This window comes from Intrasporangium sp. (genome assembly GCF_051961875.1).
Classification (GTDB): domain Bacteria; phylum Actinomycetota; class Actinomycetes; order Actinomycetales; family Dermatophilaceae; genus Intrasporangium_A.
Genome location: NZ_JBQCCV010000263.1, coordinates 19,330 through 42,468 on the forward strand (window position 1 = coordinate 19,330; position 23,139 = coordinate 42,468).

Here is a 23,139-nt window from a genome sequence, read left to right on the forward strand (position 1 = left end):
GCGTGAGTCAGCGCCGGCCCGGGTCGCGTCGCCGGAGCCAGTACCAGGCGAGGAGGGCGCAGACGAGCCCGTTGAGCAGCCCGACCACGATGTCGCTCAGGTGGTGCATGCCGCGGTAGAGCCGGCCGTACCCGACGAGGACGGGCACGAGCAGGAAGACGACGGTCAGCAGCCGCCGCAGCCAGGGCCGCTCGATCCGCTGCGCCATCAAGGCGAAGGTCACGTAGAGCGCGGTCGACGCGCCCATGTGGCCGCTCGGATAGCTCGAGGTCGGCGGCGCCGGGTCCAGGTGCACGGCCTTCGGACGGGGGCGGCCGATGATCGCCGTCGCGATGACGAAGACCGTCGCCTGCACGGAGATCGCGATCGCGGGGACGACGGCATACCACCACTGGCGGGTCCGCCACCACACGAAGGCGACCGCGACCACGCAGACCCCGATCACGATCTCGGTGTTGCCGATGTGTGACCAGACTGCGGTGATCGCATCCCATGTCGGAGTCCGGCCGCGCTGCACGGACCGGCTGAGGTCGTCCTCGCTGCGCAGCCCACCGAGCGGGGCCATGATGAGCCAGCCGATCGCGACGATCAGCGCGAAGAGGACGAACGCGGGGGCGATGACCCGGAGCGCGGCATCGCGCAGGGCCTCGCGGGCGGACGGCGGCGAGGGATCGACGTCGTAGCGACGCAGGGACAGGTCGCTCATGACAGGCCTCGCTCGGGTCCGGCCTCGCCCTCAGGAGGCGGCGGGTCGTCGGGACGTGCCGGGTTCCACCCGAGATAGCCGACGTAGGACGCCACGGCGAGCCCCACGCCGAAGAGGATCCCCGCCACGACATCGGAGGGGAAGTGCACGCCGAGGTAGACCCGGTCGAGCGACGTGACGACCACGATGACCGACGCCACCACGAGCGCGACGCGTCGCCCCACCCGGCCGAGCACGGGCCAGAGGAGCAGCACGAGCACCGCGCCCGCGGCCGCAGCGTTCGCGACGTGCCCCGACGGGAAGCTGTAGCCCGGCGCATGGGAGACGGGGTCGCTGACGACCGGACGAGCGCGCTGCACCGCGAGCTTGAGCATGAGCTGGAGGTTCCAGGCGACCATCATCGTCACGAAGGCCCACGCCGCCCGCGTCAGCAGCCCGAAGCGCCGCCACACGACGAGGCACACGATCGTCGCCACGATGTAGACCCACTTCGGCTGGGTCATCTCCTGCCAGACCAGCAGGGCGGTGCGCAGCCAGTCGTGCCCGCGCGTCAGGTCGGTCGCGGCCCGGATGGCTGCGTCGTCGAGATGGATGACCGGCAGGAACTTCTCGCGTGCGAAGAAGGCGAGGAGGGTGACCGGCACAGCGAAGAGCAGCCCGAAGCCCACGGCCTTGAGCATCCGTCGGCCCCGGCCGAGCCGGTTTCCGTATGCCGCTGACCTCGCTCCCGACGCCGGCGCCCTCCGCGCGTGGTCGCGTCGGGAGGTCCGCGGGTGGTTGCCTCGGCGTCCCACGTCAGGCCCCTCGCACCAGGAGGGCTCCGGGGTCGACCCGGAGCACCATGCGGCGACGGGGACCGATCGGGTCCCCGTCGATCTCCGCCTCGACCCGCTGCGCGGCCTCGATCGTCACCGTCGCACCGCGGAGCCGGGAGAGGCGCCCCTGCCCGGCCCGGTGCCGGCTCAGCAGGTCCGCGGCGACGGAGGCCCAGCCGGTCAGCCCGGTGGGCGCGAGGACGACGGCGTCGAGCTGTCCGTCGTCGAGGCGCGCGTCGGGGAGCAGCTCAATGCCGCCCTGGAGCGTGCCGCAGTTGCCGACGACGACGGCGCTGGCACGGTGTCGTCGGACCGCGGCGGCCGGTCCCTCCGCATGCACTCGGACCCGGAAACCTCGCTGGGCCAGTCCCTTTGCCGCCGAGAGGACATAGGCGGGCCAGCCGATGGCGCCCTTGATCCGCTCGTTCGTGCCGGCCATGATGACGCCGTCGAGCCCGAGGCCCGCCATCACGAGGAACACCTCCTCGGCGTCGTCTTCTGCGGTGACGAGACCGACGTCGATGCGGCGCTCGAGGCCCGTCACGAGGGCGACGACGGCGTCCTCGAGCGAGTCGACCGGCAGGCCGAGGTTGCGCGCGAGCAGGTTGCCCGTGCCGCCGGGGAGCAGGCCGAGCGCGACGTCACTGCCCCGCAGCCCGCTCGCCACGGCGCGGACCGTGCCGTCCCCGCCGAACGAGGCGACCACCTCGGCCCCCGAAGCGGCGGCCTCACGGGCCTGCTTCTCCCCCGTCTCCGTCTCGGTCGTCTCGACCCAGGTCGGCTCGGGCCACCCATGACCTATGCAGGCGTCGCGGACGACCCGCTTGGCCTCGTCGAGGTCGGCGACCTTCGTCGGGTTCACGACGACGGTGAGCCTGCGGGGCTCCGGCGCTGGCGTGGTCACGAGCCGATCCTAGAGTCCACCGGTACGCTGCGACCGTGGGCAAGGTCCGCATTCGGCTTGGTGTCGCGCTCGTCGTCGGGGTCGTCTTCGGGGTGCTCTGCGCCCTGATCCACGTCGGCCCGGCACGGGGTGTCCTCGCCAACATCCTGCTCGGGTTCATCGTGGCCGGCCTGGCCTTCTCGCTGCCACTCCTCGCCTCGCTCATGCACATGGACGCGACCGAGACCCGCAACCATGTCGAGGGCGACGACCCGGGCGCGGCCCTGTCGGACCTCATCGTCATCACCGTCGGGCTGCTCGGCCTCTGCGGCGTGGGCGTGCTGCTCATCGGCAGCTCGAGCAAGGGGGCGGAGCAGGTGCTCGACGCCCTCATCGGAGTGGTGGCGATCGCCGTCGGGTGGCTCCTGGTCCACACCATCTACCTGCTGCGCTACGCACGCATCTACTACGCGAGCCTGAGCCCGCCCATCGACTTCAAGCAGAAGGCCGACCCGCAGTTCTCCGACTTCGCCTACTTCTCGTTCAACAACGGGATGGCCTACCAGGTGTCCGACGCGGACCTGAAGGACTCGAGGATCCGGCGGGTCGTGCTCGGTCAATGTCTCCTCGGCTACGTCTACGGGACGGTCATCATCGCCGCCACGATCAACCTCATCGCCGGCTTCGCCGGGAAGGGCGGCTGAGTCGAGGGGTGCCGGCGGTGGTGCGGGTGGGGCGGAGCGCTCACTCGACGTGAGGTCTCCCCCGGTCGCCCCGCGGGAGGCTGTTACGGGTGGGGCGGAGCGCTCACTCGACGTGAGGTCTCCCCCCGTCGAGTGAGCACTCCGTCACTCCTGCCACATCAGGGCCAGGTCAGGTGGCCGAGCCGGCAGCAGCCGTCGGCGCCGAGGCCGAGCCGTGCTGGAGGGACTCGAGCAGGGCCGAGCAGAACTTCGGCAGGTCGTCCGGCTTGCGGCTCGTCGTGATGTTGCCGTCCTGGACGAGGGCCTCGTCGACCCACTCGCCACCGGCGTTGCGGATGTCCGTCTTGAGGCTCGGCCACGAGGCGACCCGCCGCCCGGAGACGACGTCGGCCTCGACGAGCATCCACGGCGCGTGGCAGATCACCGCCACCGGCTTGCCGGACGCGACGAACTCCTTGACGAACGCGACGGCCTGCTGGTCCTGACGCAGCGCGTCCGGGTTCGCGACACCGCCGGGCAGCACGAGCGCGTCATAGTCACCGACCCGCGCGTCACCGACCGTCTGGTCGACCTGCTTCGTGTCCGCCTTGTCGAGGTGGTTGAACATCTGCACCGTGCCGCTGTCCGGCGCGATCATGACCGCGTCGTGGCCCGCGTCGGTCACGGCCTTCCACGGCTCCGTGAGCTCGACCTGCTCGACGCCTTCGTTCGCGGTGAGGAAGGCGATCTTCTTGGGCATGCTGCACTCCTTCTCGCGTGGTGGGGGAACCCCCGGTGCCTACCCAGCGACGCGGGACCATGCACCTTCGATCGGGAGCGGGACGGGCGGCATACCCGTGCGTTCGTATGCCGCCCAGCTCAGCCGGCGCCCAGGCGCGCCTTCTCATCGCCCACCCACAGCGAGATGAGCCCGCCGAAGTGGGCCATGAACTGGTCCTGCTCGTGGGCGGGATAGGTGGCTTGGACGGTGTCACGGAGGATCTTGTCGAACGCGTCGGACTGCACCCACTCGAGGACGGCCTCGTCGAGGTGGCCGAGGTGCTTGGCGCACCAGGCGATGTAGGCGTCCCGGTCGAGGTAGGCGTCAGCGAGGGCGAGGTAGGCGTCGAGCTTCTCGTCGTCGGTGAGGTCGGCCCGGTCGGCGACCTCGAAGTAACGGTGGATCTCGAGGTCGACCCGGGGGCGCCGGCCGCTCACGAGGCAGTACACGGACCACCGCACGAGCGCCTTGATCGCCCAGGGGAAGTAGTAGTGGAGCGACGTGATGGCGACATCGGGGCAGGCGTTGGCGTAGTCGATCGGATAGACGTCGTCGCCCCTGACGAGCATCTCGGCCGAGTTGAACTCCCAGCCGAAGAAGGCGTTGACGATCCGGCTGATCGCGGCGGCCTGCTTGCCGGCCTTCGGGGAGAGGAAGTCGTAGGAGACCGCGTAGCGGTTGTGCATCGGCTGGTCCGGGCGGAAGTCCATCACCATCGTCTCGGGGCCGATCGACAGGGCCCGCGCGAAGTGCTCGTAGTCGACCGTCGCCTGCAGGTGCATGAGCATCTCGCCGGACTGGTCGTAGGCGCGCTCCAGCTCCTCCTCGTCGTTGATCCGCGAGACGCCGCGCCAGCCGCCCCCGTCGAAGGGCTTCATGTAGAGCGGGTAGCCGAGGTCGTTCGCGATGGCCTTGAGGTCGAAGGGCCGGTTGTACTTCGCGCTCGTGTAGGCCCAGCGGACGTTGTCGACCGGGTTCTTGTAGGGCACGAGCACCGTCGTCGGCACCTTGAGGCCGAGCCGGATGAGCGCGCAGTAGGCGCTGTGCTTCTCCATCGACTGGAACGTGAACGGGCTGTTCAGCAGGTAGGTCCCGTCGACGAGCGCGGCCTTCTTGAGCCACTCCCGCGGGTGGTAGTACCAGTAGGCGAGCCGGTCGATGACGAGGCCGGTGCGGACCGGCTGGCGCAGGTCGAACGGCTCGATCGTGAGCCGCTCGGTGCTGAGCTCGTGGGTGATCCCGTCGTCGGTCGTGATCGGTCCGACGAGGCCCAGGACCTGCTCGAAGGCGGTCGGCCAGTCCTCCTCAGCCCCGAGGAGCAGCCCGACGAGGTGACGGGTCGGCGGTGCCTGCGGGACCTCGTCGCTCGTCGTCGCAGGTTGCGTCATCTGCCTCACCTCGTCGTCGTCGATGGACGGTGGTGCGCCGATCCTCGCAGCACTGTCAAGCCCCTGCCACCGCAAGCACTCCCCCGCTTGGGGCCATCGGCACTCGTGATGAGATTGGGGCCCGAGGACGGCCCGGGGACGGCCCGGGGACGGCCGGTGGACAAGGAGGCGACATGCCGGACTACGGCCAGGACCTGCTCTTCGGGGTCTTCGCGAGCCCCGAGGCAGCGCGCGTCGCCGAGACGCTCGAGCTGGCGCAGGCGGCCGACGTGGCGGGGCTCGACCTGTTCACGATCCAGGACCACCCGTACAACGCGACCCATGCGGACACCTCGACCCTGCTGGCCGCCGTGGCCGCCCGCACGAGCTCGATCAGGGTCGCCGCCAACGTCGCGAACCTGCCGTTGCGGCCGCCCGCCGTGCTGGCCAAGCAGGTCGCGACGCTCGACATCCTCAGCAACGGCCGGGCCGAGCTGGGCCTGGGCACGGGCGCCTTCTGGGATGCGATCGTCGCCGCGGGCGGCCCCCGGCGCAGCCCCCGAGAGGCGGTCGACGCGCTGATCGAGGCCATCCGGGTCATCCGCGGCGTCTGGGGCCAGGACCCCGAGCGGCCGGGGGCGCGGTCGGTGACCGTCGAGGGCGAGCACTACCGGACCGCCGGCCTGCGCGCCGGGCCGGCACCGCTGCACGACGTCGAGATCTGGCTCGGGGCCTACAAGCCGCGCATGTTGCGGGTCACCGCGCGGTACGCGGACGGCTGGCTGCCGAGCCAGGGGTATGCCGACCCGGCCGCCCTGCCCGACCTCAGCGCTCGGCTCGACGACGCCGCGCAGCAGGCGGGCCGGGGACCCGAGCTCATCCGGCGGATGTACAACGTCTTCGGCCGGTTCGGCCGCGGCGGTGGGTTCCTGCAGGGGGCGGCGCGCGACTGGGCCGAGCAGCTGGCCGAGCTCACGCTCGAGACCGGGATGAGCACCTACATTCTTGGCTCGGACTCCCCGGACGACGTGCGCCGGTTCGCCGACGAGGTCGCGCCCGCCACCCGCGAGCTGGTCGAGGCCGAGCGGGCCCGCCGCGCGGCCACCCCGGCGCAGACGCCGACGGGCGCCCCCGTCGAAACCTCTGGAGCCCCTGTCGAGCGGGTCGCAGCCGACAGCCGAGTGGGCGCTCCCGCCACCCGGGAGGCTCGACCCAGCCGCCGCGAGGGCGCCTTCCCGCTTGCCGTCCAGCCGACTCCCGACGACGGAACCCGGCTGTCGGCATCGCTGCCGTGGCGTGAGGACGACCGGCCGAGTGCGCCCCAGCCCGCGGACGCCACGTACACCGCCATGCAGCAGGCGCACCCCCAGCACCTGCTCGAGATCCACGACGCCCTGCGGTCCGAGCTCGCACGGGTGCGGGAGGTTGTCGACCAGGTCCGTGACGGGCTGATGACCGTCGGGCGGGCCCGGTCGGTCATCAACACGATGGCGATGCGGCAGAACAACTGGACGCTCGGCGCCTTCTGCCAGTCCTACTGCCGGATCGTGACCGGGCACCACACCCTCGAGGACCGCAGCGTTTTCACCCACCTGCGCCATGCGGACCCCAGCCTCGCGCCGGTCCTCGACCGGCTCGAGGACGAGCACCACGTCATCGCCGACGTCCTCGACCAGGTCGACGAAGCGCTCGTCGCGCTCGCCGGCGAGGACGGCTACGGGACTGCCGGGATCGCCGCGCTCGACGAGCTGCAGCGGACCATCGACCTGCTGACCGACACCCTCCTGTCCCACCTCGCCTACGAGGAGCGCGAGCTCTTCCACCCCCTCGCGGAGCACGGCCTCAGCTGACGTATGCGGCTCACCCGGCTGTGCGCGGAGCGGACCTCCCGGGGGGCCCGGGCCCAGCGGCATACCCTGCGTGGGCGGGGGTGCTCGAGCGCGAGGGATGCATCGAACGACCCCAAACGCCGGCGAACGACGCTAGCGGCGGCACTGCTCAGGGTGCTCTCAGGGTTCGTTCAGGGGCGAACCTGAGAGCGCGGGGATCCCGCGAATCCCTAACGTTCGGAGTGCAATCGACAGATCCTCTTTCACGCACTCCAACGGGAGCCACTCACATGTCCAGCTCTGCCTCGCTCGCCGCGCCGACCCAGCGGTCCGAGCAGCGCCAGCCCGCCGCCCACGTCGTGGGCCTGACCAAGGTCTACGGCCGCGGCGACACCGAGGTCGTCGCCCTCGACCACGTCGACCTCGACCTCGCCGCGGGCGAGTTCACCGCGATCATGGGCCCCTCCGGGTCCGGCAAGTCCACCCTCATGCACTGCGCCGCCGGGCTCGACGCGGCGAGCGCCGGCGAGGTCCACATCGGCGACGTCGACATCACCCGCCTCAAGGACAAGGCCCTCACCGCCCTGCGCCGGGACCGGGTCGGCTTCATCTTCCAGGCGTTCAACCTCATCCCCACGCTCAGCGCGGAGGAGAACATCCTCCTGCCGCTCTCGATCGCCGGCCGCAAGCCGGAGCAGGCGTGGTTCGACCTCGTCGTCGAGACGGTGGGCCTGCGCGATCGCCTCGGTCACCGCCCGAGCGAGCTCTCCGGCGGCCAGCAGCAGCGCGTCGCCTGCGCCCGGGCCCTCGTCAGCCGGCCCGAGATCATCTTCGCCGACGAGCCGACCGGCAACCTCGACTCGGCCTCGGGCGCCGAGGTGCTGGCCTTCCTGCGGCGCAGCGTCGACGAGTTCGGCCAGACGATCGTCATGGTCACGCACGACCCCGTCGCCGCGAGCCACACGGACCGCGTCGTGTTCCTCGCCGACGGGCGGGTCGTCGACGAGATGCGCGAGCCCACCGCCGAGCGGGTGCTCGAGGCGATGCTCGGCTTCGAGCGCCGGACGGCGGGTGCCTGACGATGCTGCGCGCCAGCTGGAAGAGCCTCATGGGCCGCAAGCTGCGGCTCCTCATGAGTGCCTTCGCCATCATCCTCGGCGTCTCGTTCGTCGCCGGGTCCCTCATCTTCACCGACACCATCGGCAAGGCGTTCGACGGCATCACCGACACGGTCGGTGACGTCGTGGTCCGCCCCACGACGACGAGCGGCATGTTCGACGGCACCGGCTCCGCCCGGACCGTCCCCGGCGACCTCGTCGAGCAGCTCGCCGGCACGACCGGCGCGGCTCGCGCCGACGGCAACGTCAGTGACGAGACCACCTTCGTCGTCTCCAAGGCCGGCAAGCTCATCGGCGGCCAGGGCGCGCCCGGCCTCGGCCTCAACCACAACGAGGCGCCGACGTCGTCCGGCACGCAGCCGCTGACCCTGACCGCCGGGCAGTGGCCGGAGCGGACCGGCGAGGTCGTGCTCGACGTCGCCACCGCACAGCGCGCCGGCTACACCGTCGGTGACACCGTCGCCCTCGTCACGAGCGGGGCCCAGCCGAAGGTCAGCGCCACCCTCGTCGGCACCGCCAAGTTCGCCTCCGGCGGGCTTGCCGGCGCGAGCATCACCGTCTTCGACACCAAGACGGCGCAGGCCCTCTACTTCGGCGGCCGGGACGACTACACCAACGTCACTGTCACCGCCAAGGACGGCGTCAGCCCCGACGAGCTCGCGAAGTCGGTCCGGAAGGCGCTGCCCGCCGGCTACGAGTCGGTCACCGGCGCGAAGCTCGCCGAGGAGCAGAAGACGAGTATCAACGAGGCGCTGTCGTTCATCAGCACCTTCCTGCTGATCTTCGCCGGGATCGCCCTGTTCGTCGGGTCGTTCCTCATCATCAACACCTTCTCGATCCTCGTCGCCCAGCGCAGCCGCGAGCTGGCGCTGCTCCGGGCGCTCGGCGCCGGCCGCCGCCAGGTGACCCGGTCGGTCCTCTTCGAGGCGTTCGTCGTCGGCCTCGTCGGCTCCACCCTGGGCCTCGCCCTCGGGTTCGGCCTCGCCGTCGGCATCCGCGCGCTCTTCGCGACGCTCGGCCTCGACCTGTCCGAGTCGGCGCTCGTCTTCCAGCCCTCGACCGCCATCGCCGCGTATGCCGTCGGGCTGGCCGTGACGATGGTCGCGGCCTACCTGCCCGCGCGCCGGGCGGGCAAGATGCCGCCGGTCGCCGCCATGCGCGACGACATCGCGATGCCTGAGGGCACGATGCGCTGGCGCGTGGCCATGGGCGCGGTGCTCGTGGCCGCGGGCCTCACCGGTGTCGGCGTCGGCGGGTTCACGAGTGTCGAGAAGCCCGCCTGGTTCGTCGGGCTCGGCGTCTTCGCCCTCGTCCTCGGCGTCGCGATGACGAGCCCCCTCGCGGGTCGCCCCCTCATCGCCGCGACCGGGGCCGTCTACCGGCGGCTCTTCGGGGCGGTCGGGCACATGGCCGAGCAGAACGCCGTCCGCAACCCGCGCCGGACCGCGGCAACCGCGTCGGCACTCATGATCGGGCTCACCCTCGTGTCGATGATGTCCGTCTTCGGCGCCTCCGCGAAGGCGAGCGTCGACAAGGCGATCAACGCGAGCTTCGCCGCCGACTTCGTCGTCTCGAACGCGATCGGCCAGCCCTTCTCGGCCGCCGTCACCCGTGAGGTGGAGCAGGTGGCCGGGGTCGAGGCGGTCAGCCCCATCCGGATCGTCGGCATGCAGATCGACGGGGACCGCACCGGTGGCGCGGCCATCGACCCGCAGTCCTTCCAGCGGGTTGTCCCGGTCAACGTCACGGAGGGCTCGCTCGCGGGTCTGACGGGCCGGGCCATCGCGGTCGACGACAAGTTCGCGGCCGAGCACGACGTCGCGGTCGGCTCGAAGGTCGACCTCGCCGTCGCCGGGCAGAAGGACGCCTACACGGTGGCTGCGGTCTACCAGAACCTCAAGGCGATCAACCTGCCCGTCCTCCTGGGGCTCGACACGGCGACCAAGGCCGGCGTCCCCGAGCAGGACAGCATGGCGTTCGTCCTCACGGCACCGGGCGCGGATCGCGCCGCGGTCGAGGCCGGCCTCGACAAGGTCGTCGCCGACCTGCCGACCGTGACGGTCAAGGACCAGGCGGCCTTCGCCGCGGAGCAGCGTGGGCCGATTGACCAGATGCTCGCCCTGATCTACGCCCTCCTCGGGCTCGCGGTCGTCATCGCGGTGCTCGGCATCGTCAACACCCTGGCGCTGTCCGTCATCGAGCGCACCCGCGAGATCGGGCTGCTCCGGGCGGTCGGGCTCAGCCGGCGCCAGCTGCGCACGATGCTCCGGCTCGAGTCGGTCGCCATCGCCCTGCTCGGTGCGGTGCTCGGCGTGGGCCTCGGCCTCGTCGGCGGGTGGGCGCTGCAGCGGGCGCTCGCGGGGGACGGGATCGACGTGCTCGCCATCCCGGCCGGCCAGCTCGCCGTCTTCGTCGCTCTCGCCGGCGTCGTGGGGGTGCTCGCGGCGCTGTGGCCCGGCCGTCGCGCCGCCCGGCTCGACGTGCTCCGCGCGATCACGACGGACTGACACCCAGCCCCACCCGGTTCGAGGTATTCCGCTGGCCGATTCGACCAGCGGGATACCTCGAACCACGTCGACCTCGGCCTCGACCTCTGACCACGCGTTCTGCAGTGACAAGCAGGCGGTAGTACCGCCTCGAACGCACCCGACAGAAGGCCACAAACGGTTGCGATGGTCCGCGCCCCGTGCCACGGTGAGCGCAACTGCTCGTGGCATTAGGAGCGCCTTCCCGGCCGGCGGCAGGGAAGCTGCAGACGCGACCACCACCACCTACGAGGAGAGCGCCATGCGCACCCTGATCTCCACCTCGTTCGTCTCGCTCGACGGGAAGCTCGACCCGACCGGCGGCGACCCGGGGCTGCACGACACTCAGTGGACCTTCAAGACCGTCGACTTCCTGCCCGACGCCTACGAGCTCAAGGGCCGCGAGCAGGAGGAGGCGGGCGCCCTGCTGCTGGGGCGCAGGAGCTACCAGTTGTTTGCGCCGGTGTGGCCTGGGATGGCGGAGTTCGCCCGCTACAAGACCCTGCCCAAGTACGTCGTCTCCACGACTCTGGACGAGGACGTCCTCGTCGATGACTGGGGCGAGACGACCATCCTCCGCTCGGTCGACGAGGTCGCCAAGCTCAAGGAGACGGACGGTGACCCGCTGCTCGTGCACGGGAGCGCCACGCTCAACCGGGCGTTGCAGGAGGCCGGCCTGATCGATCGCTATCACCTGCTGGTGTTCCCCGTGCTGCTCGGCGCCGGCAAACCACTGTTCAGCGACGCCGACATCCGCGCGCAGCGACTGCGGGTCGTCGAGCACCAGCTCTACGACAACGGCGTCCAGAAGCAGGTCCTCGACGTTCTCCACTGAGCGCGGTGGCATGACGGCGCGCCCGCAGCCTCAACTGCGGGCACCACGGTTCGCACGACCGGCAGGCTGAGCGGGCCGCCGCGAAGGCGACGGCCTCTCGTCCGTTGACGTCAGAGAACAGGGACGGCCCGCTGGCGTCGGGTGATGTCCGCGCACTCGAGGCAGACCGTCTCGGGCACGAGGCCGACGCGCATGAGCACGGCGAACAGCTTGCATCCGACACAGAGCCCGAGCACGGCCTCCAGCGCGGGGAAGACGACCATGACGCCTGCGATCGAGACGAGGGCGACGAGCGCACCGCTGGAGCCGGTGCCAATCTGGACGAGCCAGAGGACGGTCGCCGCGCTCGTCATGACCGCGCCGATGGCCGCAGCGAAGCGCTTGGGCGCACCCGGCACCCGGACCGGGCCGACCCGCACCGCGGGGCGCACCCAGCGCTGCACAAGTCGGGCGACCGGGCTCCATCCCGGCCCGATGGCTGCCCGCATCACGAAGTCCACCGCGAGGACGGCGTAGAGCCACCACTGCTGCGTGGCCAGCGCGATGATGCCGATGCCGAGGACCACCGCCGCGATCAGCCGGACGCTGACCTCGTCGACGACCGGAGGGAAGCGCAAGGAGGACATGCACTCCATTATTCAACTCATAATCGGCACTTATCGACCCGGTCCACGATCCGATCCACTGACTCGCCGTTGAGGTCGCGGAAGCGGTCCCGCAGCCGTCAAGCCTCGTCCGGCGTCTGAGTCGACTCGCGTCTCGTAGCCTCAGGGTGCTCCGTGCGCTCATCTGACTCGGCGAGGATCGCGCTGGCCTGCGCCTCAGGGTCGTCGCTGCCTGCGGCGGCTTCCTCCGGCAGAAGTTCCGCGCGTCCGTCGATGCGGTCCTTCGCAGGTCCTTGGCCCATCACGTGACGTCAGCCATCCTCTCGATCGGGACTCTCGAGCCGAAAGAAGTTCGACTGCCTCCCATCGCGCCGCTGCTCCTGGTAAATGAAGTTCAGTCGGCGAGCGTCAAAGGTGTCGAACCACTCTTCCCAGCTGACGTGACGAAGGTTCTCGTTGTCACCGCTGAAATCCAACCGGAGCACTCCCAGGTGGTCGCCGTGCTCGGTGCCCTGCACGGTCGCGGGGGTTCCACCGCGTTCCTCGGCCCACTGCTTGATGACCTCATGGTGGCTCGTGGCCAAGCTGCGACCCTCCCGCTCCGGCTCGTCCTCGGGGGAGGTGATTTCCTGCGAGTACTTGATCGAGCTCGAGGTTTCCTCGCCGAGGCGGACTCGTCCGCCGTCGGGGCCGGCGCCCACGTCTTCGTCGTCGATGCCATCGCTCGAGCCGGCCGTGCTCTTGTCGGCTTCCGTTTCCCAAGCGCCGACATCCCGGCTCTGAGGGCTCTCCGCCCTGGTGGTCATGTCTGCCTCGCCCGAGCCCGCCTCGACATTCCCGCTGTCGGGGGTGGTGGCGGCGTCCGCACTGGTCGCGACCTCGGGCCTGATGGTCACGGGGCGGGGGCTAGTGTCGCCACCAAGGTTGACGTCCGCCTCGCTGTCGTCCACGGCACCGGCGCCCGATTCGCCGGCTCCGCGCACCGGTTCACCCACCACCGTGACAACAGGACCAGACACACCGGCGCCTCCCGTTTCGGTTCCGGCCTCGGTCCCGGCCTCGTCGCCCTCGATTCGCACCTCTTCCTCCCCGACCTTGAAGAGCTTCGCTCTCTGGTCCCCCGGCTGCTCGCTCATGGCGTGCCCTCCACTCGTGATTCGGATGTGCGAGCCCCCGTACCCCGAAAACCCGACTTCTGGCCGCACCAGCGGCACTAATCGATCTGGGTCCGATCCGATCCACCGACAGTCAGTAGAGGTTGAGGAAGCGGTCCAGGACCCGGGCGCGGGAACCGAAGGCCCCGGATGACGCGGTCCTACATCCACGACGAGAAGAACGTGCGGCGCATGATCCAACAGCACCGGGAGGTCCGGCAGGCCTCGCTCGACGACGACCGCGAACGCCTGCTGGGTCTAGCCCCTGCGCACATGCACGAGGGCTATGGCGACAGCCTCACCACCCACCGAAGAGCTCCGCCGCCGGCGCCACGCCGCCGACCCAGGTGTCTGCGGAGGACCCTAGGCTGTCGTCATGGCCCTGCACATCGGAGCGCACGTCGACCAGGAGGACCCCATCGCCGAGGCCAAGGCGCGGGGCGCGACCCTCTCGCAGTTCTTCCTCGGCGACCCACAGAGCTACAAGGGGCCGGTCATCCGCTACGCCGGCGGGGCCGAGGCCCTGAAGTCGGACGCGGAGGCGGCGGGTGTCGACCTCTACGTGCACGCGCCCTACCCGATCAACGTCGCGAGCCTCAACAACCGGATCCGCATCCCGGGCCGCAAGCTGCTCCAGCAGCACCTGCACGCGGCGGCCGAGATCGGCGCCAAGGGCGTGATCGTGCACGGCGGCCACCTCGGCAAGGACGAGGACGCGGCCAAGGGCTTCGACAACTGGCGCAAGTGCATCGACGGCCTCGAGATGCCCGTGCCGCTCCTCATCGAGAACACCGCCGGTGGGGACAACGCCATGGCGCGGCGGCTCGAGGCGATCGCCCAACTCTGGGAGGCGATCGGCCAGGCCGAGGGGGGCGACACCGTGGGCTTCTGCCTGGACACCTGCCACGCCTTCGCCGGCGGCAACGACCTCACCACCGTCGTCGACCAGGTCCGGGCCATTACCGGCCGGATCGACCTCATCCACGCGAACGACTCACGGGACGCGTTCGACTCCGGCGCCGACCGGCACACGAACTTCGGGTCCGGCACGCTCGACGGCGACGAGGTGGCCGCGCTCGTGCGATCCGCCGGGGCGCCGGTCGTGTGCGAGACGCCGGGCGGCGTCGAGGGCCAGAAGGCCGACATCGATTGGCTCCGCTCCCAGGTCGCCTGAAGGCGCGCGGCCCGGGGGGCCGAACCACCTCCCCGATCCAGCCGCGCCTGAACTGGCCCGGCCGGCGGAACCACCGCCCCGATCCAGCCGCGCCTGAACTGGCGCGACCCGAACCCGGGCCCGGCCGGAGGTCAGGAGGCGTGTGCCTCCGGGACCTCTCGCACGACCGAGTTCGCAAGGAGCACGGCCGCCCGCAGCTCGTCCGGGCTCGGGCGCACGGCCCGGGACGCCGCCACGAGCCGGAAGCGCCCCACGACCTGGCCCGCGCGTGACACCGGGATCGAAACCGAGCCGTCGGTCGGCAGCCCCTCCACCTGCACGGGGAGGACCCGGCCCCGGCGCCGCAGGACGCCCTCGGGGTCGACGAGCACCTCGTCCGGAGGTGGCGGCCCACCGACCCACTCGGCCCGGTCGATCCGCAGCACGGACGTGATGGCGGTGCAGATCGCGGTCGGGAGCGCGTGGCCGCTCGGGTCCGCGGGCAGGTCGAGCAGCCGGACAAGATCGTCGAGGTACCCCTGTCGTCGCGCCGCCGCCGCGCTCTGCCGGTGTCCCCACAGGGAGAGCTCGGTGACGGCCAGGCCGACGAGGAGCAGCGCCACGGCCAGCTGCACGTCCTCGGACCGGTTGATCGAGAAGCTGAGGTACGGCGCTGTAAGGAAGTAGTCGAACCCGACTGCTCCGGCGAGCGCCGCCAGCACCCCGGCCCACCGGTCGCCGGTCGCTGCCGCGGCGACGACCGGGATCACGAGGACGATCGCCGCGGCGCTCGAGGCGAGGTCGCCACGCAGCAGCCCCAGGAGCGCGGCGACGACCAGCGGGACCAGCACGGCCAGCGAGCGGACCGTGCCCGCTCCGGCCCGCATCCATCCACCCGTCATGACACCAGTGCAACACTCGAACGGCCCCGGCGGGAGAGCCTGCCGGCAGGAGCCTGCCGGCAGCCGGTTCAGCGCACCGGCGCGCGCACCCCCTGGTCCCACAGCTCGCGGGTCTGCAGCGCCCAGAACACCGCGAAGCACCCCACCAGGACCCCCTCGATCCACAGCAGCGCGTGCGCCCAGCCGAACAGGGCACGCCAGGCGAGCATGAGCGCGAGCGAGCCGACCATGACGACGGCGACAGCGGCATACCGGTTGGCGTAGTCGGAGGGCGTCGGGAGGGCACCCTGCGCGTGTTGGTGCCCATACGCCCACGCGTTGATCGTCACGACGGCGACCATGCAGGCGAAGAGCAGGAGCGCCGCTGCGTAGTGGGCGCGCTCGAGGAAGAGCGAGCGCGCCGCGAAGAAGGAGATGAGGACGGCGACGTAGAGCACGACCATCGCGAGGACACCGAAGCGCACCGCCGGCTGGAGCCGCTGTCCCGGACGCAGGGCTCGGCGCGCGACCACGATCGTGACGAGGATGCCGGTGAGGCCGAGGACGAGCAGGGCGAAGACGTTGTTCGCGACATTGGCGGGGGTGTCGCCGACCTCGACCGGCACGGAGCGGCAGGGGCCCGGCTCGGGCGTCGGCACGAGCGCGATGAGCGGTGCCGCTCCCCCGCCGAGGTTGAGCAGGATGTCCTCCCAGTCCGTGTTGCCCTTGATGACGACGAGGCAGACGCCGACCGCGACGAGCGCGCCCACGAGGGCACCGCGCACCGGCGTGTAGTAGTAGGCGCTCACGGACGGCTGGAGGCACCGCCACCCCGTCACCCACCACTCGTGGAGCAGGGCGGCGCCGAGCAGGACGACCATGCCGATCATCGCGACCCGGAGGTAGCGGTAGGTCTTCACGGCGTCCATGCGGGAAGGGTGGCACAGGGCCAGGACATCCGCTCATCGACGAGCAGCGGTATGCCGCTCAGCCGAAGGGGCGGTCAGCTGCCCTTCGCATCCCGGTCGCCTGCCACGCTCTCTGCGGGGCCGGCGCTCGTGGCCGTGCGGTCCTCGCGAGCCTCGTTACGACGGCGCCGGACCGACCAGACGACCAGGCCGACGATGATCACGAGCGCGACGATCGCGGCGACGCCCCGGCCCAGCCACTTCTCGACCCGGGCGTAGGAGTTGCCGGCCACGTAGCCGATCGTGACGACGGTCGCGCCCCAGGCGATGCCGCCCGCCGCGTTCCACACGAGGAACGTCGGGTATCGCATGCCCGACATCCCGGCGAGGGCCGGCATCACGGCACGGAAGAAGGCGGTCCACCGGCCGAGGAAGACGGCCACGCCACCCCGCCGGGCCAGCAGGTCCTGTGCCTTCCCCAGACGCGACCGGTGCCGACGCAGTGGCCGGAGCGCCATGACGCGGGGCCCGAAATGCTTGCCGATCTCGAAGCCGACCGTGTCACCGAGGATGGCCCCGACGATGACGATCGCGAGGATCGCGGTGTAGTGGACGTGCCCGAGCGAGGCGGCCACGCCGCCGAGGATCGCGACGGTCTCGCCCGGCAGGATGAAGCCGACGAAGATCGCGTCCTCCAAGAAGACGAGCACTCCCACCACGAGGTAGACGAGCCAAGCCGGCAGTCCGAGGATGTCGTGCACCAGGTTGTCCAGGAAGGGCATCTCCCCACGGTACCCAGCGCGCCTGACCCGGACCTGTCTGCGGCGCATGCCCGAGGGCTCACGAACCGGCATCGGCACGCGCCGTCCCTGAAGACCGGACCGCGCCACGAAAGGCGGGGCCGGGGGTGGGTAGACAGGATGCCGAGGGCGGTCGTCGCCTGGCGTTCAGCCGCGAGCGCCTGGCCGGCCGTCCTCGCCCCATCCACCTGACCGGCGAGCACGTCCCGCCGGTCCCGATCCCGGAGGAGAGAGATGTCCAACATGTACGACCCGTTCGAGTCCTTCCGGCGCTTCGACCGGATGTTCTCGGAGGGCGCGCGGGGGACGGCGATGCCGATGGACCTCTACCGGTCCGGTGACACGTTCACCGTCCGGATGGACCTGCCCGGCGTCGACCCAGGCTCGATCGACATCGATGTCGACGACCGGACCCTCACGGTGCGCGCCGAACGGCACCAGGACGAGCACACCGAGGATGCCACGTGGGTCTCCCGCGAACGGATGGTCGGCACCTACGCCCGCCAGCTCACCCTGGGGCGCGGTCTGGCACTCGACAAGATCAGCGCCGACTACCGCGACGGCGTGCTCACCCTGACGATCCCCGTCGCCGAGGAGGCGAAGCCGCGCAAGATCAACGTCTCGCACGGCGGAACCGGCTCGAGTCCCGCCGTCGAGGGCACCGGCACGTCCGGTAGCTCGGGCAGCACGTCCGGGGCCGGGTCAGGCAGCGCCGGCGCGCAGACCGTCCAGGGCGAGACGTCCTCGCCCTGATCGGCCGATCAGGGGGCGGTGCCGCGGCTACAGCGGTCCGGCGAGCTCGTCGACGGCCCACCGGAAGAGGCCCGGCAGGCGCTCGGCGGTGGGCACGATGAGCCGCCGGCCCCAGCGGGCACGGGTCGCCTGGACGAGCACCTGCGTCAGGGCCGCGCTGCGCCACGTCACGCGGCGCCACGCGGCCTCGTACGCCGCCGGGTCGCCGGCCGCGACCGCCCGCACCGCCTCGCGGGCCTGGGCCACGCCGACCGCAATCCCCTCGCCGGTCAGCGCGTCGATGTAGCCGGACGCGTCCCCGACGAGCAGGACCCGGTCGGCGACCCGGCGAATCGCCTTCTGCCGGAACGGCCCTGCCCCCATGACGCGACTCGCGGATGGTGCTCCGTCAAGGCGTTCACACAGTACGGGGAAGGACCGGAGCAGCTCGTCGAACGGGGCCCTGCGGTCGGTGAGGACCGCGACGCCGACGACGCCGGCCGACACCGGGGTGACGTAGGCCTCCCCGGCATCGGACCAATGCACCTCGACGTGCTCGGACCACGGGGGTATGGCGCTGTGCCGACGGAGGCCGTGCCGTGCCCTTGCCCTTGGGCGGGCCGGCACCTCGAGGCCGAGGGCGCGCCGGGTCGGCGAGTGGAGCCCGTCCGCCGCGACGACGTAGCGGGCGCGAAGGGTCGTCCCGCGGCCTCCGCGCTGCTGGCGGGTGGCGACGGTGACGCCGCGGCCATCTTGGCTGATGAGGTCTGCCGAGAGAGGGGCGACCTCCACCCCGGCACGGTCGACCGCCTCCACCAGCGCCCGGTGGAGCGCGGTGCGGCGCACCCCGCGGCCGGGGCCGTCACGGAACGAGGTCTCGACGCTCCGCCCGACCCCCACATACCGAATTCCCTTGAGCGACAGTCCGAGCGGATCGACGCCGACCGTGGCCAAGGCTCGCAGACCGCCCGGCATGATGCCCTCTCCGCACGCCTTGTCGATGACGGCGGTGGCGGGATGCGGACCCAGGCGGGGCTCGAGGACGGTGACGTCGAGACCGAGCTGAGCCGCATACAGGCTGGTGGCGAGCCCGACGGGGCCGCCACCGATGACGAGCACGTCCCTCATGCCCGCTGGAGGCTAGCGAGGGCCTCGTCCTCGCAGCGGATCCGCACGCTGAGCAGCCACGCGTTGAGGAGGGTGAACGTGGCGGCCGTGACCCAGGCGGTGTGGACCAGCGGCAGCGCGAGGCCCTCGACGACGACGGCGACGTAGTTGGGGTGCGGCAGCCAGCGGTATGGCCCGGAGCTGACCCGCGTGAGCCCGGGGACGACGATGACGCGCGTGTTCCACTGGCGCCCGAGGGACGCGATGCACCACCAGCGGAGGGCCTGGCTGCCGACGACCAGCGAGAGCATCGACCAGCCCAGCCACGGGAGAAAGGGGCGATGGGCGAGCCACACCTCGGCGACGGCCCCGGCGAGCAGGCCGGTGTGGAGGACGACCATCGGCCCGTAGTGGCGCCGGCCGAACTCGCGGCCGCCCTGCATGAGCGACCAGGCGGCGTGCCGTTTCGAGACGACGAGCTCGGCGAGGCGCTCGAACGCGACGGCCGCGACGAGGGCCGTGTAGAGCCAGGCCGACATGCTTCACGCCTCGAGCAGCACGAGCTCGAGGCAGAAGCCCGGGCCCATTGCGAGGAGCACGCCGTGGGAGCCGGGCTCGGGCGGGCGGTCGGTGAGGGTGTCGGCGAGGACGTGCAGGACAGAGGCGGAGGAGAGGTTGCCGACGCGGTCGAGCGAGCGCCACGTCACCCCGAGGGCGTCGGCGGGGATCTCGAGCGCCTCGGCGAGGGCGTCGAGCACCTTCGGGCCGCCGGGGTGCGCGACCCACCAGCCGATGTCCCGGCGGGTGAGGCCGTGGTCGGCGAGGAAGCGGTCCGTGTCGCCGCGGACGTTCTCGCGCACGAGGTCGGGCACCTCGGCGCCGAGGACGATCTGCATCCCGGTGCCGCGCACGTCCCAGCCCATGGCCCGTTCGGTGTCCGGGTAGAGGCGGCTGCGGGACGCGAGCACCCGCGGGCTCGGATGGGCCGGTGGGCGGTTGGCGCCGGTCAGGACGACGGCTCCGGCACCGTCGGCGAAGAGGCCGCTCGCGACGAGGTTCGGAGTCGAGAGGTCCTGCTGCTGGACGGTGAGGCTGCACAACTCGATGGCGAGCAGCACGACGACGTCATCGCGGTGTCCGACGAGGTGGTCGTGGGCCCGGGCGATGCCCGCGGCTCCGGCGACGCACCCGAGTCCCACGATGGGCACGCGCTTCACGTCGTCGCGCAGCCCGAGCGGCCCGACGAGGCGAGCGTCGAGGGAGGGCACCGCGAGGCCGGTGATCGTCGTCGTGACGAGGACGTCGACGTCGCCCGGCTCGACCTCCGCCACGGCCAGGGCCTGCTTGACCGCCCGTTCCCCGAGCACCGTCGCCTCGGTGAGGAAGATGTCGTTGCGCTCACCGAAGTCCCCCAGCCCGGCGTAGCGCTCGATGGGCATGACGAGGTAGCGCTCGCTGACGCCGGCGTTGCGGTGGAACCGCTCGAGCGCCTCCCGGTCCGCGCCCTCGAGACCGAGCATGTCGGCGACGGTTCGGGTCACGTGGGCCTGCGTGTGCCGATGCTCCGGCAGCACACCGACGACGCCGGCGAGGTGGCTCATCGGTTCACGATATGCCGAAGTCACGCCCTGACCTCTACCCACTTCGCGTCCGATGGGACCGCAAGCCCCACCGACCGGTCACTTTCTGGCAGTCGACCGGCCACTAGCGCGCGGTCGACCGGGCACTCGTTGGCGGTCGAGCGGTCACTCGGTGGCCGTCGAGCGGGCACCCGTGGATGAGACCGGCCTACGATCGCGAGGTGCCGCGCGTCCTCGCCACCGCCCGGGTGCTCGCCCTGGCGTGCCACCTGCCCCCGACGGTGGGGGTGACGACCATGACGGCACTCCTCGCCGTGGCGGCCGGGCACACATGGGGCACGGGCGTCCTCGTCACCGCGGCCGTCTTCACGGGGCAGCTGTCGATCGGCTGGTCGAACGACGCCTACGACGCCGGGCGGGACCGGATCACCGAGCGCAAGGACAAGCCGCTCGTCCAGGACCCGTGGGCGGTGCCGGCCGTCTGGTCCGCGACCGTGGCCGCCCTCGTCGCCTGCGTCGCCCTGTCCCTCGCCTGCGGCATACCGGCCGCCATCGCCCACGTGGTCTTCGGGGTGGGCGCCGGCTGGCTCTACAACTTCTGGGCCAAGTCCACCGTGTGGTCGCCCGTCCCATATGCCGTTGCCTTCGCCGCGCTGCCGGCGACCGTCTGGCTCGCCCTCCCCTCGCGCGCCCTGCCTCCCTTCTGGGTGATGGCCGCCGGTGCCGTGCTCGGGATCGGTGCCCACCTGCTCAACACCCTGCCCGATCTCGAGGGCGACCTCGTCACGGGTGTCATCGGGCTGCCACACCGGCTGGGTCCGGACGTCGTCCACGTGGTCGCGCCCGCCGTCCTGCTCGTGGCGACAGTGATGGTAGTGCTGCGTCCGGGTGGCTCCGGCTCGATGGGCTGGCCGGGCTGTGTGGTGCTCGCGGTCTCCGTCGTCCTGGCGGCGGTGGCGATGCGCAGCCGTGGACGCCTGCCCTTCCTCACCGCGATGGCGATGGCCGGGATCGACGTGCTGGCCATCGTCCTCGTGCCGCCCGTTTCCTCCTGAATCGCCCTCACCTGTCGGGTGAGTGTGTCCGGCGGCTGGGGACAGCACCACCGAACGGTGTATCAGGACCGGCGATCGCGTCTCTCTGGGGAGGCAAGCAACCCTTCAAGGAGATACATCCATGTCCATCGACACCACCACCGGACCGACCACCAGCCTCACGGCCGGGAGCGGAACCGTCCACGTCGCCGGCCACCCCGGCTACGACGCGGCCCGCATGCCCTGGAACGTCGCCGTCGACCAGCGGCCCGCCGCAGTCGCCGAGCCGAGGACCGCGCGCGATGTCGCCGCCGCCGTCCGCTCCGCCCGTCGCGCCGGCTTGCGCATCGCCCCGCAGTCGACCGGTCACAACGCCGGCCCGCTCGCCGAGCAGGACCTCAGCGACGTCATGATCATCCGCACGGGTGGGCTCGACGACATCACCATCGACCCTGGGCTCGGGATCGCGCGCGTCGGGGCCGGCTCGATCTGGGACCCGGTCGTCACGGCCGCCGCCGAGCACGGACTCGCCGCACTGCACGGCAGCTCGCCCGACGTGGGCGTCGCCGGCTACTCCCTCGGCGGCGGACTCGGTTGGTACGCAAGGAAGCTCGGCCTGCAGAGCAACAACCTCACCGCGGTCGTCATGGTGACGCCGGACGGAGACCTCGTCCGGGCGGACGAGCACGAGAACGGTGACCTGTTCTGGGCCCTCCGCGGCGGTGGTGGAAACTTCGGCGTCGTCACGGCCCTCGAGTTCCGCCTCCACCCGATCCAGAGCGCATATGCCGGATGGCTCGTCTGGGACGTCACGCAGGCTCACGACGTGCTGCGCGGCTTCGAGGAGTGGGCGGCCGAGGCACCCGACGAGGTCTCGACCTCGTTCCGGATCCTCAACGTCCCGCCGCTGCCGGAGATCCCCGAGCCGCTCCGTGGCCGATCGCTCGCCGTCATCGACGGCGCGGTGCTCGGCACCGACGAGTATGGCGCTGACGTCATCCGCACGCTCCGGGCGATGCGTCCCGAGATGGACACGTTCGGTCGGATGCCGGCCCCGGCACTGGCCCGCCTCCACATGGACCCCGAGGGCCCGACACCGGCCGTCGGCACGTCGACGATCCTGGGCCGCCTAGGCGAGGCCGGCATCGAGACCTTCGTCGAGCGGGCGAGCGTCGGCCCGCAGAGTGGCCTCATCATGGCCGAGCTGCGTCAGCTCGGCGGCGCGGTCGGCCGACCCGCCACCGGCGCCGGTGCGCTGAGCCACATCGAGGGCGACTACGCCTTCATGTCGGCGGGCATCGCGGCGACGCCGGAGCTCGCGGCGGCGAGCCACACCGCCACGCACGGCCTCGTGGACGCGCTGCAGCCGTGGTCGACGGGCCGCAACTACCTCAACTTCGCCGAGTCCCGGGTGGCCGCGGGCACGGCGTTCGACGAGGACCAGCTCAACCTGCTCCGTGCCGTGCGGTCGGCCTACGACCCGGACGGGGTCATGGTCGCGAACCACAAGCTCGACTGACAGTTCTCCCTGATTCGAGGTATTCCGGTGGCCGCGGTGGCCCCCGGAATAACACAACCCGAGATGCAACAACGGGGGAGTAAGCCGCGGGGGGTGGCCTCGTACTTGGCGGCCCCTTCCACCT

At 71.4% G+C, this 23,139-nt stretch carries 22 protein-coding genes; 9 read left to right on the forward strand and 13 right to left on the reverse strand.

Going from position 1 to position 23,139, the window contains the following annotated elements; translation table 11 throughout:
• Positions 1-7: 7 nt before the first annotated feature.
• The 3 genes from ACTHJJ_RS16175 to ACTHJJ_RS16185 are packed head-to-tail and all read right to left on the reverse strand — an operon-like array spanning position 8 to position 2,425.
• On the reverse strand, positions 8-706 hold the full coding sequence (locus ACTHJJ_RS16175; RefSeq protein WP_440303970.1) for a phosphatase PAP2 family protein: 699 nt from the start codon (positions 704-706) through the stop codon (positions 8-10).
• Positions 703-1,500, reverse strand: a complete 798-nt coding sequence (locus ACTHJJ_RS16180) for a phosphatase PAP2 family protein (protein ID WP_440303971.1) — start codon at positions 1,498-1,500, stop codon at positions 703-705. Before ACTHJJ_RS16180 ends, ACTHJJ_RS16175 begins: the two co-directional genes overlap by 4 nt.
• Before the next feature lies 1 nt (position 1,501).
• On the reverse strand, positions 1,502-2,425 hold the full coding sequence (locus tag ACTHJJ_RS16185; RefSeq protein ID WP_440303972.1) for a diacylglycerol/lipid kinase family protein: 924 nt from the start codon (positions 2,423-2,425) through the stop codon (positions 1,502-1,504).
• 35 nt (positions 2,426-2,460) lie between these two features.
• Here ACTHJJ_RS16185 and ACTHJJ_RS16190 point away from each other — a divergent pair, with 35 nt between their 5' ends.
• The gene (locus ACTHJJ_RS16190) at positions 2,461-3,108 is read left to right on the forward strand and encodes a DUF1345 domain-containing protein (protein WP_440303973.1); all 648 of its coding nucleotides are present in this window, start codon (positions 2,461-2,463) and stop codon (positions 3,106-3,108) included.
• A gap of 169 nt (positions 3,109-3,277) precedes the next feature.
• On the opposite strand, the gene ACTHJJ_RS16195 is transcribed toward ACTHJJ_RS16190, so the two are convergent.
• Entirely contained in the window at positions 3,278-3,847 is a 570-nt protein-coding gene (locus ACTHJJ_RS16195; protein ID WP_440303974.1) for a type 1 glutamine amidotransferase domain-containing protein, read from the reverse strand.
• A gap of 119 nt (positions 3,848-3,966) precedes the next feature.
• Complete coding sequence (locus ACTHJJ_RS16200; RefSeq protein WP_440303975.1) at positions 3,967-5,256, reverse strand: ATP-grasp domain-containing protein; 1,290 nt, start codon at positions 5,254-5,256, stop codon at positions 3,967-3,969.
• Between the two features lie 173 nt (positions 5,257-5,429).
• Between ACTHJJ_RS16200 and ACTHJJ_RS16205 the strand changes: the two genes are divergently transcribed.
• From ACTHJJ_RS16205 to ACTHJJ_RS16220, 4 genes are all read left to right on the forward strand, one after another.
• The gene (locus tag ACTHJJ_RS16205) at positions 5,430-7,085 is read left to right on the forward strand and encodes an LLM class flavin-dependent oxidoreductase (RefSeq protein WP_440303976.1); all 1,656 of its coding nucleotides are present in this window, start codon (positions 5,430-5,432) and stop codon (positions 7,083-7,085) included.
• A gap of 269 nt (positions 7,086-7,354) precedes the next feature.
• A complete protein-coding gene (locus ACTHJJ_RS16210) occupies positions 7,355-8,143 on the forward strand; it encodes an ABC transporter ATP-binding protein (RefSeq protein WP_440303977.1) in 789 nt (262 codons plus the stop codon).
• Positions 8,144-8,145: 2 nt separating this feature from the next.
• A complete protein-coding gene (locus tag ACTHJJ_RS16215) occupies positions 8,146-10,689 on the forward strand; it encodes an ABC transporter permease (RefSeq protein ID WP_440303978.1) in 2,544 nt (847 codons plus the stop codon).
• A gap of 280 nt (positions 10,690-10,969) precedes the next feature.
• Positions 10,970-11,542: a dihydrofolate reductase family protein gene (locus ACTHJJ_RS16220; protein ID WP_440303979.1), complete on the forward strand. Its 573-nt coding sequence runs from the start codon at positions 10,970-10,972 to the stop codon at positions 11,540-11,542.
• Between the two features lie 110 nt (positions 11,543-11,652).
• Here ACTHJJ_RS16220 and ACTHJJ_RS16225 read toward each other — a convergent pair whose 3' ends face one another.
• Both ACTHJJ_RS16225 and ACTHJJ_RS16230 read right to left on the reverse strand, forming a co-directional pair.
• On the reverse strand, positions 11,653-12,168 hold the full coding sequence (locus tag ACTHJJ_RS16225) for a DUF4395 domain-containing protein (protein WP_440303980.1): 516 nt from the start codon (positions 12,166-12,168) through the stop codon (positions 11,653-11,655).
• A 290-nt stretch (positions 12,169-12,458) separates the two neighbouring features.
• Positions 12,459-13,283 (reverse strand): hypothetical protein, encoded by an 825-nt coding sequence (locus ACTHJJ_RS16230; protein ID WP_440303981.1) that lies wholly within the window; start codon positions 13,281-13,283, stop codon positions 12,459-12,461.
• Between the two features lie 394 nt (positions 13,284-13,677).
• Here ACTHJJ_RS16230 and ACTHJJ_RS16235 point away from each other — a divergent pair, with 394 nt between their 5' ends.
• Positions 13,678-14,475 carry a deoxyribonuclease IV gene (locus tag ACTHJJ_RS16235; protein WP_440303982.1) on the forward strand — a complete coding sequence of 266 codons (798 nt, stop codon included), beginning with the start codon at positions 13,678-13,680 and terminating at the stop codon, positions 14,473-14,475.
• A 131-nt stretch (positions 14,476-14,606) separates the two neighbouring features.
• Here ACTHJJ_RS16235 and ACTHJJ_RS16240 read toward each other — a convergent pair whose 3' ends face one another.
• The 3 genes from ACTHJJ_RS16240 to ACTHJJ_RS16250 all read right to left on the reverse strand — a co-directional run bounded on the left by ACTHJJ_RS16240 (position 14,607) and on the right by ACTHJJ_RS16250 (position 17,025).
• Complete coding sequence (locus ACTHJJ_RS16240) at positions 14,607-15,356, reverse strand: DUF4118 domain-containing protein (RefSeq protein WP_440303983.1); 750 nt, start codon at positions 15,354-15,356, stop codon at positions 14,607-14,609.
• A 68-nt stretch (positions 15,357-15,424) separates the two neighbouring features.
• Positions 15,425-16,264 carry a hypothetical protein gene (locus tag ACTHJJ_RS16245; protein WP_440303984.1) on the reverse strand — a complete coding sequence of 280 codons (840 nt, stop codon included), beginning with the start codon at positions 16,262-16,264 and terminating at the stop codon, positions 15,425-15,427.
• Positions 16,265-16,338: 74 nt separating this feature from the next.
• Complete coding sequence (locus ACTHJJ_RS16250; RefSeq protein WP_440303985.1) at positions 16,339-17,025, reverse strand: DedA family protein; 687 nt, start codon at positions 17,023-17,025, stop codon at positions 16,339-16,341.
• A gap of 252 nt (positions 17,026-17,277) precedes the next feature.
• Here ACTHJJ_RS16250 and ACTHJJ_RS16255 point away from each other — a divergent pair, with 252 nt between their 5' ends.
• Complete coding sequence (locus ACTHJJ_RS16255; RefSeq protein WP_440303986.1) at positions 17,278-17,796, forward strand: Hsp20/alpha crystallin family protein; 519 nt, start codon at positions 17,278-17,280, stop codon at positions 17,794-17,796.
• 27 nt (positions 17,797-17,823) lie between these two features.
• Here ACTHJJ_RS16255 and ACTHJJ_RS16260 read toward each other — a convergent pair whose 3' ends face one another.
• Genes ACTHJJ_RS16260 through ACTHJJ_RS16270 form a run of 3 tightly spaced genes read right to left on the reverse strand, consistent with a single transcriptional unit; the run spans position 17,824 to position 20,483 of the window.
• Positions 17,824-18,903 carry an NAD(P)/FAD-dependent oxidoreductase gene (locus tag ACTHJJ_RS16260; protein WP_440303987.1) on the reverse strand — a complete coding sequence of 360 codons (1,080 nt, stop codon included), beginning with the start codon at positions 18,901-18,903 and terminating at the stop codon, positions 17,824-17,826.
• Complete coding sequence (locus tag ACTHJJ_RS16265; protein ID WP_440303988.1) at positions 18,900-19,421, reverse strand: isoprenylcysteine carboxyl methyltransferase family protein; 522 nt, start codon at positions 19,419-19,421, stop codon at positions 18,900-18,902. Before ACTHJJ_RS16265 ends, ACTHJJ_RS16260 begins: the two co-directional genes overlap by 4 nt.
• Positions 19,422-19,424: 3 nt before the next feature.
• Entirely contained in the window at positions 19,425-20,483 is a 1,059-nt protein-coding gene (locus ACTHJJ_RS16270) for a type III polyketide synthase (protein ID WP_440303989.1), read from the reverse strand.
• A 200-nt stretch (positions 20,484-20,683) separates the two neighbouring features.
• Here ACTHJJ_RS16270 and ACTHJJ_RS16275 point away from each other — a divergent pair, with 200 nt between their 5' ends.
• Both ACTHJJ_RS16275 and ACTHJJ_RS16280 read left to right on the forward strand, forming a co-directional pair.
• Positions 20,684-21,517, forward strand: coding sequence for a UbiA family prenyltransferase (locus tag ACTHJJ_RS16275; protein WP_440303990.1), 834 nt, complete (start codon positions 20,684-20,686; stop codon positions 21,515-21,517).
• A gap of 121 nt (positions 21,518-21,638) precedes the next feature.
• Positions 21,639-23,015: an FAD-binding oxidoreductase gene (locus ACTHJJ_RS16280; RefSeq protein ID WP_440303991.1), complete on the forward strand. Its 1,377-nt coding sequence runs from the start codon at positions 21,639-21,641 to the stop codon at positions 23,013-23,015.
• Positions 23,016-23,139 lie beyond the last annotated feature (124 nt).

Bases quoted from the DNA above. Each gene is read 5' to 3' on its own strand.
- ACTHJJ_RS16175 (WP_440303970.1), bottom strand. From the start codon at position 706: ATGAGCGACCTGTCCCTGCGTCGCTACGACGTCGATCCCTCGCCGCCG.
- ACTHJJ_RS16195 (WP_440303974.1), bottom strand. From the start codon at position 3,847: ATGCCCAAGAAGATCGCCTTCCTCACCGCGAACGAAGGCGTCGAGCAG.
- ACTHJJ_RS16200 (WP_440303975.1), bottom strand. From the start codon at position 5,256: ATGACGCAACCTGCGACGACGAGCGACGAGGTCCCGCAGGCACCGCCG.
- ACTHJJ_RS16205 (WP_440303976.1), top strand. From the start codon at position 5,430: ATGCCGGACTACGGCCAGGACCTGCTCTTCGGGGTCTTCGCGAGCCCC.
- ACTHJJ_RS16210 (WP_440303977.1), top strand. From the start codon at position 7,355: ATGTCCAGCTCTGCCTCGCTCGCCGCGCCGACCCAGCGGTCCGAGCAG.
- ACTHJJ_RS16215 (WP_440303978.1), top strand. From the start codon at position 8,146: ATGCTGCGCGCCAGCTGGAAGAGCCTCATGGGCCGCAAGCTGCGGCTC.
- ACTHJJ_RS16220 (WP_440303979.1), top strand. From the start codon at position 10,970: ATGCGCACCCTGATCTCCACCTCGTTCGTCTCGCTCGACGGGAAGCTC.
- ACTHJJ_RS16225 (WP_440303980.1), bottom strand. From the start codon at position 12,168: ATGTCCTCCTTGCGCTTCCCTCCGGTCGTCGACGAGGTCAGCGTCCGG.
- ACTHJJ_RS16230 (WP_440303981.1), bottom strand. From the start codon at position 13,283: ATGAGCGAGCAGCCGGGGGACCAGAGAGCGAAGCTCTTCAAGGTCGGG.
- ACTHJJ_RS16235 (WP_440303982.1), top strand. From the start codon at position 13,678: ATGGCCCTGCACATCGGAGCGCACGTCGACCAGGAGGACCCCATCGCC.
- ACTHJJ_RS16240 (WP_440303983.1), bottom strand. From the start codon at position 15,356: ATGACGGGTGGATGGATGCGGGCCGGAGCGGGCACGGTCCGCTCGCTG.
- ACTHJJ_RS16245 (WP_440303984.1), bottom strand. From the start codon at position 16,264: ATGGACGCCGTGAAGACCTACCGCTACCTCCGGGTCGCGATGATCGGC.
- ACTHJJ_RS16250 (WP_440303985.1), bottom strand. From the start codon at position 17,025: ATGCCCTTCCTGGACAACCTGGTGCACGACATCCTCGGACTGCCGGCT.
- ACTHJJ_RS16255 (WP_440303986.1), top strand. From the start codon at position 17,278: ATGTCCAACATGTACGACCCGTTCGAGTCCTTCCGGCGCTTCGACCGG.
- ACTHJJ_RS16260 (WP_440303987.1), bottom strand. From the start codon at position 18,903: ATGAGGGACGTGCTCGTCATCGGTGGCGGCCCCGTCGGGCTCGCCACC.
- ACTHJJ_RS16265 (WP_440303988.1), bottom strand. From the start codon at position 19,421: ATGTCGGCCTGGCTCTACACGGCCCTCGTCGCGGCCGTCGCGTTCGAG.
- ACTHJJ_RS16270 (WP_440303989.1), bottom strand. From the start codon at position 20,483: ATGAGCCACCTCGCCGGCGTCGTCGGTGTGCTGCCGGAGCATCGGCAC.
- ACTHJJ_RS16280 (WP_440303991.1), top strand. From the start codon at position 21,639: ATGTCCATCGACACCACCACCGGACCGACCACCAGCCTCACGGCCGGG.